Raw genomic sequence first — 14,109 nt, forward strand, 5'->3', positions numbered from 1 at the left:
AACCCAGCGTCCCCACGAACAGGTGAATCCGAATCCGCTCGTCGCCGATCCACACCTTCGTGTCACCGAAGTCGATCTGCATCTGATGGCCCGGCACCGTCTCGAAGCGGACCGTCGCCCGCTTCTGTGCCTTTAGCTCTCGCCGCCACTGCCGTACGCGGAGCTCCACAGAACGCAGACCGATGATAATTCCGTGCTCGCTCGCCAACTCTTGGCGAATCACATCCGCATTACCGTCATGCCGGAAAAAACGCTCGCGAAGCCAATCATCAAGCCCGTCGAACGCACTGCGACGAGCAGGCTGTCTAAACGGTACAGCTCCGCCCTCTCGAAGATATCGGCGAACGGTATTCCGCGCGCATCCAAATTCCTTCGATAGACGTTTGCTACCCCAACCAAGCTCGTGCAGCCGCAGCATTGCCACCACCTCGTCAGCCTGAAGCATATCCCCGCCCTGCATCGTTCGCGACAATGCAGGATGCGATAAGATCGCGCTCGTCATCCATTCCTCCTCGTTTTTACACGAGGGGTCTGTTCTTCGCTTCGTTAGGGGGTCAGTTTTTCATTTCGCCCGACACACCCGAATGAGTCCACTGCAATATCAAAAGCAGATCAGGCTGCATGAAGCGCGCCGTCTCATGTTGACCGAGCGCCTGGATGCCAGCACCACGGCGTTTCGGGTGGGCTATGAAAGCGTGACGCAGTTCAGCCGCGAATACCGGCGGTTGTTCGGCAATCCGCCAATCCGCGACATCTCGCTTCTGCAAGGTCGCTGAACAGACCGTACCGACTGTCCGGTCGAGAATATCGCCCAAGGAGGGCACGATCCTCACCGGATCGTCGCCTGCGCCCAAATGGAAATCCGAACGCTACGCGGTGCGTTGCGCCGACGCGATTGTTGATCTCTTCGGTGCTGCGTGGCGTCATTGGCCCTCTCCGCTGAACGCCCTCTCTCACATCCCCAATCCCAGTCCCCTGTTGAGGCTCCGCTTCAATTCATACTGACGCGACAGCTCGGCCCGCTGCGCCCGATCGACGATGCGTGCGATGTCTTTGATGCGCGCGACCTTCGCTGCGTCCGTGGCTCCCATCCGGTCGAGCTCTTGCTTGAACACGCGCGGGTCAGCACTACCAAACCGCCGCTCAAGCGCCTGGGCGATGGTCTTCGCCTCCTCGAGCGCCTGAATGCCCTCCGGCGTGGCGGACAGCTGCTCCAGGAATTTCGGCTGCTCCGCCCGCGGCAGCTGATCGAGCTGCCTCAGCATCGCCTCGCTGTGAGGGGTGAGCCCCGGAACCGCCACGACATCGCGCTTTTCGCGCATCCAGGCTTCGGACTGACGCGCCGCCTCGAACCGGCGCTCCCAGACGAGGCCAGCTGCGGCCACATGATGGCCGAGCGCCCTGGCATGGTGGCGTGCCGCTTTCCTCTCCCTGTTGTCACCAAGGAGACCGGAGGTGCCGCGCAGCGCCCCGAACTGCTCCGGACGCCCGGCAACCGATGCCGCCAACAGCTGGGTCTCGATCCCCTTGTCGACGATCGCGTTACTGAGCCTGGCGGCAACAGCATCCGCATCGGCATAGACATGACGGCCAACCGAACGCACCGCCTCCATCGCTCGTTCGAACTCCGGTCTGGCCCTCTCACGAGCGACCGCCTCGACGCTCCGCGAATAGCTTGATAGCGCCGGCACCAGCGGCTCGACCTGTTCGCCGTGCGCGACGACATCGCGCGTCGGATCGAGCCCGATCTCACTTCTGATCCCGAACGCCTCGGCCAGTCCGCGCCGCGCCGCAAAGGCACCGACATAGTCGAGCGTCGTCTCCTTGGCGCCGGATCGTCCCATGCCGGCACTGAGTGTCTCGATGTCCCTGAACGCGTCGCGGCCGGCATAGAGCTGCACGCCTTCACGATGACGGGTCATCGCCACATAGGTCAGGTGCCGGTCCATCGTCGCGGATGCGAGGACGAAGGCGCGGTCGACCGTCGTCCCTTGCGCCTTGTGGATGGTCGTCGCATAGCCGTGGTCAAAGGCCTGGTAACTCTTGACTGGTATGGAGAGCAGTTGAGCGTTCGCTTGGGCCTGCACTTGGGCCTTCGCCTGGGCCTTGGTCTGCGGCGTTGCCTGCCCGCGGCCGTCGAGACGTATCTGGAGTGCGTCCAGTTCGACGGCCTCGACCGTTCCCAGCATGCCGTTCTTCACTCTGAGCTCGCGATTGTTCTCCAGCAGGACGATCCGATCGCCCGGCGCAAAGCACCGCTTGCCGTCATTCGTCTGGTAGACGAGTTCACGACCGAGAGACGTGTGTTCTTCCTCTCCCCGCGCCAGCCGTCCGCGCGCCTGAAGCTCCAGACGGATGTCGGCATTGATCGCGTGCACATCGACGCGACGATGGGCGAGCGCAATCCGCGATCCGGACGATTGCTGGAGATCGGCGAGATAGTCGCGCACCAGGGCCGCGCGGGCTTCATCGCGATTGTCGTGGAACTGGACCGCGCCATGCCCGGCATAGAGCGACAGTCCCTCGCCCGTGCGATGCGTGGCAAAGGCAATCGAAGCCTCGCGCTGCCAGCCCTCGGTCTGCCGGCGGATTTCTGCGAGGGCGACGGCGCCGATACGTTCGGCAATCGCCCGGAACGGCGCACCCGCACCGATCGCCTGCAGCTGCTCGTGATCGCCGACCAGAACCAGTTTTGCACCACGCGCCTCGGCCTCGCTGACGAAGCGTGCCAGCTGCCGGCTGCCGACCATGCCGGCCTCGTCGATGACAAGCACATCATTGCTGCCGAGCTCGCCCCTGCCCGCCTGCCAGCGATGTTCCCAGGACGCCAGGGTGCTGGATGGAATGCCGGAGGATTCCTCCAGTCCCTCGGCCGCCTTGCCGGCAAGGGCTGCACCATGAACGCGATAACCCTGCGCCTCCCAGGCCTGGCGCGCCGCCGCCAGCATCGTCGACTTGCCGGCCCCGGCAAAGCCGATCACCGCTGATATCTGCGCCGGCCCGGTGATGTGGCCGACGGCAACGCGCTGCTCTGCGCTCAAGCCCGCGCGTGCGATCCTGTTGTCCCGATCCACCGCTTGCAGCTCCACCGCGTGCAGCTCGGCCGGCTGCAGCTCGCCGTGTTCGACCCTTGCCGTCAGCGCGGCCACCAGCCCTGCCCGGATCGCATCGTCCTGTCGCCGCAAGGCCCGCTCGACATGTCGATGCTGCACGGCGTGTCGGGACGATCGGCTCATCCGCTCTGCGCCTCCTGCGATCGCCTGTTCGATGGCGATCATCTCGCGTGTCGAATAGCGGGCAAGCTCCGTTGCCGTCTCCGGCTTCAGCTCGACGAGCACAGGCGATGCCATGACGGCCGCAAAGGCATTCTGGAAGGCCTGCGGCTCGTCGATGCTGCGATGCAGGGCACGCGCAATGTCATGGCGGTCGAAGACGCTCTTCTCGCCGCTGACGACGGTGAGGATCTGCTCCGGCTTGTTGCGGATCAGGTCAGCATTGCGCCGTGCCGCCATCGCGTCGATGCGCGTGCGCGACACCATCGCACCGTGGCGTTCGAGCTGTGTCGCATGTACCCCGACATGCTCGCCCGGTTCGATCTCCAGGCCGCGCTCCTGATGTGAGCGATGATCGACGCGGAGATCGAGACCGGCGATCGCCAGATGCCGGTTGACGATCTCTTCGAAGGCATGTCTCAGTTCACGCAGCTGCATCTGCGCGGTCGCCATGGTGTTGGCCAGCAGCCAGCGGTTCTCCCGTTCGATCAGCGTCTTGTCGCCAAGCCCGGTCTCTCTCACCTGCCTTGTGGTCATCAGCATATGGGCATGGTGGTTGCGGACATCGCTTTCGACATGCGGCCGGTGGATGGCAATGTCGAGGGCTGCGCCATAGCGATCGGCCAGATGCCGGGCGAAGGCGCGCGTCAGCGCCAGGCGCTGGTCTGCACTGAGCTCATGCGGCAGCGCCACCTCGAACTCGCGGGCGACACGGGCGTCACTGCGCTTCTCCGCCCGCTCGGCGGCATTCCACAGTGCCGAGCGGCTCCTTGCCCATGCGGCATCAACACCTTCCGGCAGGACGATCTCGGCATGTTCGACGCCCTGACGGTTGGAGAAGTCGTGGGTCAGCCCATCGCGGGCGTTGGTCAGCCGCTCGGCGGCACGATAGGCGGCTGACGCCACGGCACTGCGTCCGCTGCTGCGGGCGACCGGCTTCATGCTGAGATGATAGATCGCCATCGCCCTCCCCTTCCCCTCCCCCTGGTTAGCGGACCTGCCGGTCCGCGCACCGAGTTGCCCGGCAACTCGTAAGTGCGCCCTTGTGCCTTCGTCGACTGCGCGCCTCCGGCCCTGGTGGGAGCAAGCCGCAATCGTCGTCTGCCTTCCTCGCCCGGACAGGCTGTTCTTGCCACTCGCAGATCTGCGAGTGGTCGGGTGGCGTGGCTGCGGGCAGCATTGGCGAAGGTCCGGCTGTCACCGTTACGACGGCGGTTCGGATCGATCACAGGACAAGGGAGAGGCCCGACACGCGAAGGGCCCGACAGGGGAGAAGAACGACATGGCACGAAGGACCATCAGCGAGCGGCTGGCCCGGCTGGAGGCGCAGAAGAAGACGTTGCAGATCCGGCTTGGCAAACAGGAGCGCGCCATCGACACGCGCCGCAAGATCCTGATCGGCGCGTTGGTGCTGCATCGCCTCGAGCATGAGGGCGGCGCGCCGTTTGCACGCGAGCTCGCTGCATGGCTGCGAACGGAACTGCCGAAGTTCCTCCTGCGCGACGGCGATCGAGGCCTGTTCAACGACCTGCTGACGCCGCAGGGCGACGACCGAGCCTCGAGCGATGGTGCCGATGATCATCGCGAGGCCAATCGATGAACTGGCTTCGTCTGGTCAGGGCTGCCCTTGCCAACATGATGCGCATGGCCATGCGTGATCCGCTATGGGCCGCCGTCGGACTTCTCACCCTTCCGTTTCGCACGGCAAGGCGGCTTGCGATGGGCGCACTCGGCTACGCGATCATGGTGATCAGTGCGGCCCTTGTGCTTCGCTATGTCGGGGACAGCCTGGAGATCGACAAGGGCGATCTGATCTGGCATCTCGGCAACTGGATGTTCTCGGCCTTTGCCGTCGTCCTGCTGCTGAGGATGCTGTCAGCGCCGCTGATCCTGCACTTTGGATCGGCGAGTGGTGACACGCATGGCTCGGCCCGCTTTGCCGGCAAACGGGAAGTCGCGGCACTCGCCACGTCAACCAGCGGACTGCTGATCGGTCGTGCGCAAAACTCCGGGCGGCTGCTGCGCTATGACGGACCGGCCCATCTCCTGACCATGGCGCCGACGCGCAGCGGCAAGGGTGTCGGCACGATCATTCCCAATCTCCTGACCGCCGATCGCTCGATCATCTGCATCGACCCGAAGGGCGAGAACGCCATCGTCACAGGCGATGCGCGACGACACTTCGGACCGGTCCATATCCTCGATCCGTTTGCCGTGACGGGCCACGTCTCATCTGCCTTCAATCCGCTCGACGGCTGCGATCCAGACAGCATCGATCTTGCCGAAGATGTCTCGACCCTTGCCGATGCGCTGGTATTCGACGCGCCGGGGCTTTCGGGCGACGCCCACTGGAACGAGGAGGCAAAGGCGCTGATCTCAGGGCTGCTTCTGCACGTCGTTGCCAGCCAACCGGCAGAGCGGCGCACGCTCTCGACGCTCAGGCACTATCTGACCCTGGCGCCGGATCGCTTCCGCACTGTCCTTGAGGAGATGCAGGCCAATGATGCGGTGAATGGACTGGTGGCGCGTGCCGCCAACCGGCATCTGAGCAAATCGGAGCGTGAGGCAAGCGGCGTGCTCTCTGCCGCCCAGCGGCACACGCATTTCCTCGACAGTCCGCGCATGACGAAGGTGCTGGCACGATCCGGTTTCCGCTTCACCGATCTGAAGCAAACCAGGGCAACGGTGTTCCTGGTCCTGCCGCCGGACAGGCTTGCGGTCTATTCGAGATGGCTGCGGCTGCTGATCGCCCAGAGCCTGACCGAGATGGCGCGCACCACCAGTCCGTCGGGGGCAGCATCAGGACCATCATCGGCTCCCTCCCGCGCGCCGGTTCTCTATCTGCTCGACGAGTTCGCATCCCTCGGTCATCTGGCGCCGATCGAGCGCGCCATGGGCCTGATGGCCGGTTACGGCGTGCAGCTCTGGCCGATCATCCAGGACATCCATCAGCTGCGCGCCACCTATGGTCAGCGCGCCGGCACCTTCCTGTCGAATGCCGGCGTCCTGCAGGTCTTCGGCGTCAACGATCACGACAGTGCCCGCCTCGTCTCTAACCTGCTTGGCCAGCAGACCGTCGTCTTCCAGACGGCCGCGCGTGCGCTGGATTCCGAAAAGACCGGCCTCACTCTTGCCGGACAGCATGTCGGACGTCCGCTCCTGACACCCGACGAGGTGCGCAATCTTCCCGGCGATATCGAACTGTTGTTCCTCGCCGGCCAGCGCCCGATCACTGCCACGAAGCTGCGCTATTTTGCCGATCCGGAATTTGCCGGATTGTTCACGAGAGTTCCCGACTGATGGTGGAAGAGACGGCGGCTTACGCCGCCTCCTCGTCGTCGTCAGCGCCGTCATCGTCATGATCAGCGTCGACATCCGGCTGCAGATTATGCAGGTATCTACAGGAGGGCCTATACTGTTCAGGCATCGCGTCCGCCTGCCCCAGAGGAGTTGCAAATCCTCGATCGCGGCGGCGCGGGCGCAGTTGCGCTGACATGGAGCCCGGCATGTTGCCGGTACCTGCCCGGATAAGGATTGGGAGAAGTATTTGAGAACTCTTGATGCTGCGTCCCCGATTGGCCGCTTCTACCGTTCGCCGCCCTTGGATGGCCCGCACGCAATGTCTCGAAATGGCGCAACCACGACCTCCAGCGTGATTATCGACGATGTCCGCTTCGCCCGTATTGCGGAAATAATTGCCACTGGCCTTGCCAAGTGCCCGCCGTTGCCTGGCGATTTTTGAAGCGAGCTCGCCTGGGTGGCGTCACCCTTGTTCACGCGCTACACTTTCCTGCCTCTGCACCCGCGTAAGATGGATCCCATCAGGAGGAACCTCGAATGCCGTCAGTTCGGTACAGATGCGCCGGCGTGACGGTCGAGAACGGCAGTTTGGGCGCAACTCTGCTCGAGGTATCGATCGCCCATAAGATCACGCACTGGCATGAATGCGGCGGCAACGGTCGCTGCACGACTTGCCGGGTCCGCGTTCTGGACGGCGCATCGCACCTGTCGGCACCAACGAGGCGCGAGGCAGAGTTGGCGAAGGCCCGCGGCTGGGACCCGACGATCCGGCTGGCGTGTCAGACATCCGCAAGCGGGGACGTCACGCTGGAACGGATCGTGCTCAGCGAGGCGACAGCGAGCCAGCTTCGGGCCGAAACGGTCGGTCGAGAGGCCGGTACGGAGCGCCAGTTGGCAATCCTGTTCTGCGACATGCGCGACTTCACCGCGCTTGCGGATTCGAATAGCGCATTCGACGTCGTCCATATTCTCAACCGTTTCTTCGAGGCACTCGGGGATCCGATCCTCCTCAACGGAGGCGTAATCAGTCATTACGCTGGGGACCAAATCTGCGGCCTTTTCGGCCTTGACGATGCAAATCCCGCCCGGATCTGTAGCGGCGCGATGCGGGCTGCGTTCGGGATGGTGGAGGCGATGGAAGGGCTGAACGAGGAACTCGCGCGCGCTTTCGGCATCCGGATCAGGATCGGGATCGGACTGCATTTCGGCAATGCCATCGTCGGCTATGTCGGCCATTCAACGCTCCGCAGGCTCACGATTATCGGCGACGACGTGAACACTGCGAGCCGGATCGAGTCGATGACGAAGGAGCTGGGGGCCACGATACTCGTCTCACGCGCCGTCGCTGAAAGACTCGCCGATGGGTCGCTCTCGGTCATCGCGACCAAGATGGCACGGTTGCGCGGAAAGCGGGAGGACATCGAACTGCTTGCCGTCGATCGCTTCGCCGACCGCAGCCCCTTCGCGCTGGCGCAGCGCTCGGTCGGCTTACTCCTCGATGATCCTTCTGCGTTTGCCGCGCAGTTCTACGCGAATTTGTTCGCCATCCGACCCGAGCTGGAGCAACTCTTCGTCAACGGTACGCGTGCTCAGGGAGCGATGCTTTCCCACATGCTGCGGAGCGTAGTGTCAGGCCTCGAGAGGCGCAAGCATGTGACCATCGGTCTTCAGACAATGGGTCGGAAGCACGTTGGGTACGGTGTCGAGCTGGATCACTACGGCACGTTCAAGGCCGCGATGCTGAAGACGATTAGCGACATCATGGGGGTCGGCCTGACCCCGGAGATCGAAGCGTCTTGGTCGGCGACCCTCGATGTAGTCTTGGGTCTAATGAAAGAAGGAGCCGGCGCGGAGTTCCGTCGAAATTGAACTGCCCGTGGGAGCCCATTCGAACCTTTCGGCTGGACGTGTATGGGTCAGACAGGCACCGGACTTGCCGGAATGCTGTGAGCAGAGCCAATCGTTCTTTGCACACCCAACAGCATGTCGCCCGCGATGTCTGCTTGTAGCCAATGGGGAAAGTTGGGCTATGCCCGATGTGCGGGCCCATAGCGGAAGCTGCCAGGTCATCTTGCGGCCCTTGGCGCCCGTCGCGCCGGTCACTCCACGCGTTTGATTGCCGGTGGCGCCCAGTGTCCGTCGAGCACCTCGGCGCGCGGGCCGTATAGGGCCGGCATATCCCGGGTGCCGCATACGTGCTGTCGCCGTTGGGACCAGAGATCGGAGGCCCCGCGGTCTTTCCATATGAACATCGTCAGAATGATGATGGAAACAATAATGGTTTGCGCCCGTCAGTGATGCAATTCTACCGCCATGGAAAGCAACGCAGCCAAGCAAACGCACCCTTCGATGACGCTTCCCGAGTGGGTTCGGCACAGTCTCGGTGGCGATCACGGCACGGTCTGGATCATCACGGCGCCGGCACAGAACTGGCCTGAACTCACCAACGTCAACGACGGTGAAATCGTGGTCAGCGCCGACGATCTCATCCGTCTGGCCGTGTGGAGCGCCTCGAAATGCTGTACCGCGCTGCTCTCCACGCACCACGCCACGCTGCTCCCGAAGAATGGAGAAGAGGTGTGGGAATTACGGTGCCACGTCATTGCCAATGCCAGCCTGGCAACGCCCCGGCCACTCTCCGGCTTCCTCTTAAAGCCGGTCGAGCTTCGGGTTGCGTCCCGCGATGCCCGCGACATCGGGCGCGTGCATCGCATAGAGGAGAATGAACACCGCGCCGCCGAAACTCGTCTCGCTTTGTTCAATGCCTTTCCCCCGCCGACGTTGGCGGGAGAACAACCGCCGCACGGGCGCCCCCTACCCGCCTAGCGGCACCACCCACTTTATCGGCATTCCACCGCTTTCCGTCGGGAAGGCCGGGGAAACTTTGTCTCTCAACACACCGATTTTTCGGCCAGAACTCGAAAGGATATCAAGATGAAACGCCTTCTCACCGCTTCGGTCGCCGCTGCCGCCCTCGCCCTCGGTATATCCGGCGCCGCCTCCGCCCAGCCGATCAAGAACATCGTTCTCGTCCATGGCGCCTTTGCCGATGGCTCGGGATGGCGCAAGGTGACCGACATCCTGGAGCGCGATGGATATTCGGTTTCGATCGTGCAGGAACCGGAAACCTCGCTGGCCGACGATGCCGCGGCCACCAAGCGTATCATCGAGACCGTCAACGCTCCGCTGATCCTCGTCGGGCACAGCTATGGCGGAGCCGTGATCACCGAGGCCGGCAATGCGCCACAGGTGCGCGGGCTTGTCTATATCGCCGCCTTTCAGCCCGACAACGGCGAAGCGCTCGGCGGTCTCCTGAAGAAGACGCCGCCGGCAGCCAACAGCGCTTTCCCTGCCGGCGAAGGTTATGTGATCGTCAATCCGAAAACATTCCATTCCGATTTTGCGGCGGACATTCCGGCCAAGGAAGCCAACTTTATGGCCATTTCCCAGGTACCCATCAGCGTCAGCGCGTTCGGCACACCGATCACCGATGCCGCTTGGCACAACAAGCCGAGCTGGTATGCCGTCGCGACCGAAGACCGCATGATCAATCCGGATCTGGAGCGTTTCATGGCCAAGCGCGCCGGCAGCACCACGATCGAAGTAAAGGGCAGCCATTCGATCTATATTTCCCAGCCCAAGGCCGTCGCCGGGCTGATCGAACAGGCAGCAAAAGACGCGAAGTAGTTTCGCACGATCAACCCCGAGACTGTGCCGCCCCACATTGGTGCGGCGCAGACCGGACCTGACTACCGCGACCGCAGCATCATCCGGCACAAGTCCATCGCCTGTTGCACGGCGGGAAGCTGTCGGCGGCCGCGCGGATAAATCAGAGCCAGCCGCTCCGGCGTCGGCAGCAGGGCAACCGGATGCATTGAAAACCCTGCTGGTGGTACGTGCAAAGCATGGACCGGCAGCAGTCCAAGCCCGACATTGCGTTCGACAAGCGTGTAGATTGCCGAAATATCAGTGCAATCTGCGACCACGGAGCAGGAAACGCCGGCATTGGCGAATGCGTCGACAATCCGCTGATAAATGCCGCCGCCCGATCGTCGGCGAAGCAGGATAAGCGGCACTTCAGCCAGCGCTTCCGGCCTGATCTCACCTTCAGCGGACCAGCGGTCGTCGCCTTCGCGGCAGAGCAAAGCCATACCCATGGTCGCCAGTGGCTCTATGCCCAGCCCAGCATTGACGACTGGCATGTGCGTGACGGCGAAATCCAACTGCCGCGACTCGACCATGCTTTCGAGAAGCTGCGGCTCTCCCTGCTGCAGCGAAAAGCTGACGGCCGCCCCCTCTGCGCGGATCTGGGCGACCATGGCGGTGATGATCTCGATCGATACCTGGGTGAAGCCGACGCTAAGCCGTGCGGTAAACCCGCGCCCGATGGCGCGCATTTCCTGATCCAGTGCCGACGCACCGCTCAACAGCTCGGCGGCGCGTTCGTAGAGCATTCTGCCGGTCTCGGTGACCGAAAGGCCGCGGCCAGCGCGTTCAAACAACGCTATATTCCATTCCTCCTCAAGCTGCCTGATCGCCACGCTGAGATTGGGCTGTGCGACCCGCAGCACGTCCGCTGCCGCTGCCAGCGAGCCGTGTTCGACCACGGCTCGAAAATAAGCAAGCTGTCTGAGGTTCATCGATGGCTTCGCCTATGAATTATGGACAATTCAGTCCATAATTCATAGGCGTTAATTGCCCTTGGTCAAAACAAAAAAAGGCGAGGATGCCGGAACTCGCGTATGAGGCCGCAACCGAGCAGCCAATCGCGGCCGCACCGACGAGAATGTCGGCGCGGTCTTGCCGAGCCGGGTTCGCCTAGACCATCAACCCGCGACTTGATGCGGTGCGCAATGTCGTCGATCTTTTCCTGCCACTCATTTCCGAATAATTCACCGCAGCGTCTATGCCTGTCTGGTCGAAACTGGTGGCGCGGCCGAGTCCCGACCGACGCTACGATGCTGCAGCCACAACAGCGCAAATCCGAACACGGGGATGAAGATATCGGTCCAGAAGATGATGCCGGCATTGCCCGGCGCGAAATCATGCGCGGTCACCATCTGATAGAGATGGCCGACGGCAGCCCCCAGCGTGAAGATGCTTGGGCCAAGCACGGCTGCAAGGCGCAGATCATAGCTCCTGAAAGCGGCGAGCAATCCGACGGCGGCGAAGCCCAGGCTCGCGGTGCCGACCTCGAACTGGAAGGGACTGTCGGCCCAGCCGATAAAGGCGGCGGACATCTTCCCGAAGAAGACATGCATGACGAAATTGTAGAAGTTGTCGATCGCGATGCTGAAGAACACATACCAGGCGAGCAGCTTCTCGACGACAAGCGGCCGATCGATGAAAGTTCCCGATCGCGCAATCGCGGCCAGCGAAACAACCAGCCCGATCACGAAGAAGCTCAGCGAATAGTTCGACATTACGAAGGTGATGGTCGCTTTGATCAGATCAGCCAGCATTATGGGAATATCCTTCAACGCGAGAGCGAAATCACCGTCGCCCCGGTGCAGATCAACAGGGTACCAAGGGCGACGAGCGAGAGATCAAGGCTGCGCCATTCAGAAAAAGCCACGCCGCCAACAAGGACAGCGATCAGAGCATTGCTGTTGGACAACGGCGCGATGATTGAAACCGGCAGTTTCAACACTCCCATCCCATAAGCCATACAAGCAATTGCCAGTGTCCAGGTCGTCCCCATCGCCGCGGCGAGCAGCACGGGACGGACAGCAGGAATTGGGCCGCCTGTCCAGATGAAGGCCGCCCAGCCGATCAATGCCACGACGCTGCCTACGACCGCCAAGTAAAGGGGAATGGACGCGCCGGCGCCGAGACTCGCCCGCATCAATACGGTGCCGAGCCCGAGGCAGATGGCAGGAGTGACCCCGTCGATCAAAAATCCGGAAAGCGTCATGACTGGTGCTCCGTCACTGTGGAAAGTGCTCGACATGGGTCTCGGCCGTACGGCCGAAATAGACGACGCGGCGGCCCGGGAAAGAGACGAGGTATCCCGCGCAACCGGCGGCTTTCGCCTTCTCACAGAAAGCGACGTAGCTGTAGTCGGCGGGGTTCGCCTGCGCCCATCGCACCAGACGCTCGATCTCGGCGGCATCGAAGGCAGCGGCGACGTTGCCAGCTGGGGACTGCATATCCATTGTCACGCTGTCGCCGTCCGGCAGATAGTAGGTCTGGCTGTTGCGGCGATAGTCGACGGTATAGCCCTCGAAGCCGGCAGCAATCAGCTTGCCGACAATCTCCGGAAAGCTCAGGCTTCCATCGTGAGCTGCGTGCAGGCAAGTTTCGGCAATAGAAAACCGTTCCGCGTCCATGGCGGCTTCCTTTCATCTCAATGTTGAGTGTGGCCGGCGGGTTCAGTCCACCGGGGTTGCTTTTAGGCCGCGCCGTTCGGCGAGAATCTTCAGGATATGGTCGAGCGTTTCGTGCTCTTCTCTTGTCAACACGCCGAAGAATTCGGCGTCGTTCTCGTCGGCAAGCGATGCGAGGACCGGGATTTTGGTCCGCCCCTCCGTCGTCAGGGATAGGCTATGAGCGCGCTTGTCCTGCTGGCTTTCCGCCCGCTCAACCAATCCTTTGGCTACCAGTCTTTCCGCCAGTTTGCTGATAGCCCCCTTCGTCATGCCCATCCTCTCGGCAAGAACTGAAGGAGGCGTCGGCTCCAAGTCGTAGAGCCCCCGCATGAACGACCACTCCGCAACGGTGACATCTTCGCCCGCGACCTTGCGCGCGAACTCCTGCGACACGGCGTTTGACACCATTCGCATCCAGTACCCGGTGTGATCGGTCAGTTCCGAGATCGAGGTCATGAGGTATCCGTTGTTGACTAGGAAACTATCTTGGAGATGTTTCCTAGTCAACAACAATTTTGGAGACAGATAAAACGAGAGCGATCGCTTGGGACATTTCGCGGCGCCTTCGGTCCCGCTGTGCATCAGCATCAACCGCTGATCTTTTAATAGTCTGCCATCAAAGCACTTGAGTTTGCAGGGAAATTGATGGCAAGGGCGGGGTCACTATCGGCGCCAATCATGACCCACCCAGTATCCATTTTCTGTATGCATATCCAAGGCTTACGCTGACTCCGCGAAGGGGTCGGCTTTCGGTGCCGATTCACACATCGCCCGCACGAAAGACGCCCCTATCCACTGGACTGGCAAAAATACGGGTGCAGGAACGCCATCGAACACCTCTTCTCTCGACTCAATAAACTGGCGGCGCATCGCAACGCCCTCTCGTTTAAGCGGTAATCGCCTAGAGTTGGATGAGTCCCGTCCTCGAGGCCACTTAGTGATCACAAACAAGTGATCGCGGGTCGCGTAACAAAAGGCTCGGAAATTGCGAACCCGTGGTGCGCTCAACAAGAGCGTCTGTCTAACACGGAGAAACCTATGTCTGCTAAAACTGCGATTTCTTCTGTCGTCCTTGCCGGCGCTGTCACCACCGCCCTTGCCTCGATGGTCAGCGCTGCCCCGCTTACGAAGGCAGAAGCCGATGCTGCGGTTGCCGCTCACAAGGAAAA

At 62.2% G+C, this 14,109-nt stretch carries 11 protein-coding genes and 2 pseudogenes; 6 read left to right on the forward strand and 7 right to left on the reverse strand.

Going from position 1 to position 14,109, the window contains the following annotated elements:
* A pseudogene (locus EV286_RS31620) lies at nt 1-502 on the reverse strand (IS21 family transposase); the annotation flags it as partial.
* A 76-nt stretch (nt 503-578) separates the two neighbouring features.
* Here EV286_RS31620 and EV286_RS32710 point away from each other — a divergent pair.
* Nucleotides 579-776 (forward strand): annotated as a pseudogene (locus EV286_RS32710) (AraC family transcriptional regulator); the annotation flags it as partial.
* Nucleotides 777-953: 177 nt separating this feature from the next.
* Here the strand turns inward: EV286_RS32710 and traA are convergent.
* Complete coding sequence (gene traA, locus EV286_RS31630; protein ID WP_132961191.1) at nt 954-4,235, reverse strand: Ti-type conjugative transfer relaxase TraA; 3,282 nt, start codon at nt 4,233-4,235, stop codon at nt 954-956.
* 319 nt (nt 4,236-4,554) lie between these two features.
* Here traA and EV286_RS31635 point away from each other — a divergent pair, with 319 nt between their 5' ends.
* The 5 genes from EV286_RS31635 to EV286_RS31655 all read left to right on the forward strand — a co-directional run bounded on the left by EV286_RS31635 (nt 4,555) and on the right by EV286_RS31655 (nt 10,259).
* Nucleotides 4,555-4,872: a mobilization protein gene (locus tag EV286_RS31635; protein ID WP_132961192.1), complete on the forward strand. Its 318-nt coding sequence runs from the start codon at nt 4,555-4,557 to the stop codon at nt 4,870-4,872.
* Nucleotides 4,869-6,572, forward strand: coding sequence for a type IV secretory system conjugative DNA transfer family protein (locus EV286_RS31640; RefSeq protein ID WP_132961193.1), 1,704 nt, complete (start codon nt 4,869-4,871; stop codon nt 6,570-6,572). The genes EV286_RS31635 and EV286_RS31640 overlap by 4 nt, the downstream gene beginning before the upstream one ends.
* Before the next feature lie 537 nt (nt 6,573-7,109).
* Nucleotides 7,110-8,441 carry an adenylate/guanylate cyclase domain-containing protein gene (locus EV286_RS31645; protein WP_132961194.1) on the forward strand — a complete coding sequence of 444 codons (1,332 nt, stop codon included), beginning with the start codon at nt 7,110-7,112 and terminating at the stop codon, nt 8,439-8,441.
* Between the two features lie 444 nt (nt 8,442-8,885).
* Nucleotides 8,886-9,398 (forward strand): hypothetical protein, encoded by a 513-nt coding sequence (locus tag EV286_RS31650; RefSeq protein WP_132961195.1) that lies wholly within the window; start codon nt 8,886-8,888, stop codon nt 9,396-9,398.
* A gap of 108 nt (nt 9,399-9,506) precedes the next feature.
* Nucleotides 9,507-10,259 carry an alpha/beta hydrolase gene (locus tag EV286_RS31655; RefSeq protein ID WP_132961196.1) on the forward strand — a complete coding sequence of 251 codons (753 nt, stop codon included), beginning with the start codon at nt 9,507-9,509 and terminating at the stop codon, nt 10,257-10,259.
* A 62-nt stretch (nt 10,260-10,321) separates the two neighbouring features.
* Here EV286_RS31655 and EV286_RS31660 read toward each other — a convergent pair whose 3' ends face one another.
* The 5 genes from EV286_RS31660 to EV286_RS31680 all read right to left on the reverse strand — a co-directional run bounded on the left by EV286_RS31660 (nt 10,322) and on the right by EV286_RS31680 (nt 13,396).
* Nucleotides 10,322-11,212, reverse strand: a complete 891-nt coding sequence (locus tag EV286_RS31660) for a LysR family transcriptional regulator (protein WP_132961197.1) — start codon at nt 11,210-11,212, stop codon at nt 10,322-10,324.
* Nucleotides 11,213-11,476: 264 nt separating this feature from the next.
* On the reverse strand, nt 11,477-12,034 hold the full coding sequence (locus tag EV286_RS31665; RefSeq protein ID WP_348633600.1) for a DUF6790 family protein: 558 nt from the start codon (nt 12,032-12,034) through the stop codon (nt 11,477-11,479).
* A gap of 14 nt (nt 12,035-12,048) precedes the next feature.
* A complete protein-coding gene (locus EV286_RS31670) occupies nt 12,049-12,486 on the reverse strand; it encodes a hypothetical protein (RefSeq protein WP_132961198.1) in 438 nt (145 codons plus the stop codon).
* A gap of 13 nt (nt 12,487-12,499) precedes the next feature.
* Nucleotides 12,500-12,901 carry a DUF1398 family protein gene (locus EV286_RS31675; protein ID WP_132961199.1) on the reverse strand — a complete coding sequence of 134 codons (402 nt, stop codon included), beginning with the start codon at nt 12,899-12,901 and terminating at the stop codon, nt 12,500-12,502.
* A gap of 42 nt (nt 12,902-12,943) precedes the next feature.
* Nucleotides 12,944-13,396: a MarR family transcriptional regulator gene (locus EV286_RS31680; protein ID WP_132961200.1), complete on the reverse strand. Its 453-nt coding sequence runs from the start codon at nt 13,394-13,396 to the stop codon at nt 12,944-12,946.
* Nucleotides 13,397-14,109: the final 713 nt, after the last annotated feature.

This window comes from Rhizobium sp. BK251, from assembly GCF_004345245.1.
In the GTDB taxonomy this organism is placed as follows: Bacteria; Pseudomonadota; Alphaproteobacteria; order Rhizobiales; family Rhizobiaceae; genus Rhizobium.

Bases quoted from the DNA above. Each gene is read 5' to 3' on its own strand.
- EV286_RS31665 (WP_348633600.1), bottom strand. From the start codon at position 12,034: ATGCTGGCTGATCTGATCAAAGCGACCATCACCTTCGTAATGTCGAAC.
- EV286_RS31640 (WP_132961193.1), top strand. From the start codon at position 4,869: ATGAACTGGCTTCGTCTGGTCAGGGCTGCCCTTGCCAACATGATGCGC.
- EV286_RS31635 (WP_132961192.1), top strand. From the start codon at position 4,555: ATGGCACGAAGGACCATCAGCGAGCGGCTGGCCCGGCTGGAGGCGCAG.
- traA (WP_132961191.1), bottom strand. From the start codon at position 4,235: ATGGCGATCTATCATCTCAGCATGAAGCCGGTCGCCCGCAGCAGCGGA.
- EV286_RS31675 (WP_132961199.1), bottom strand. From the start codon at position 12,901: ATGGACGCGGAACGGTTTTCTATTGCCGAAACTTGCCTGCACGCAGCT.
- EV286_RS31670 (WP_132961198.1), bottom strand. From the start codon at position 12,486: ATGACGCTTTCCGGATTTTTGATCGACGGGGTCACTCCTGCCATCTGC.
- EV286_RS31680 (WP_132961200.1), bottom strand. From the start codon at position 13,396: ATGACCTCGATCTCGGAACTGACCGATCACACCGGGTACTGGATGCGA.
- EV286_RS31660 (WP_132961197.1), bottom strand. From the start codon at position 11,212: ATGAACCTCAGACAGCTTGCTTATTTTCGAGCCGTGGTCGAACACGGC.
- EV286_RS31650 (WP_132961195.1), top strand. From the start codon at position 8,886: ATGGAAAGCAACGCAGCCAAGCAAACGCACCCTTCGATGACGCTTCCC.
- EV286_RS31645 (WP_132961194.1), top strand. From the start codon at position 7,110: ATGCCGTCAGTTCGGTACAGATGCGCCGGCGTGACGGTCGAGAACGGC.
- EV286_RS31655 (WP_132961196.1), top strand. From the start codon at position 9,507: ATGAAACGCCTTCTCACCGCTTCGGTCGCCGCTGCCGCCCTCGCCCTC.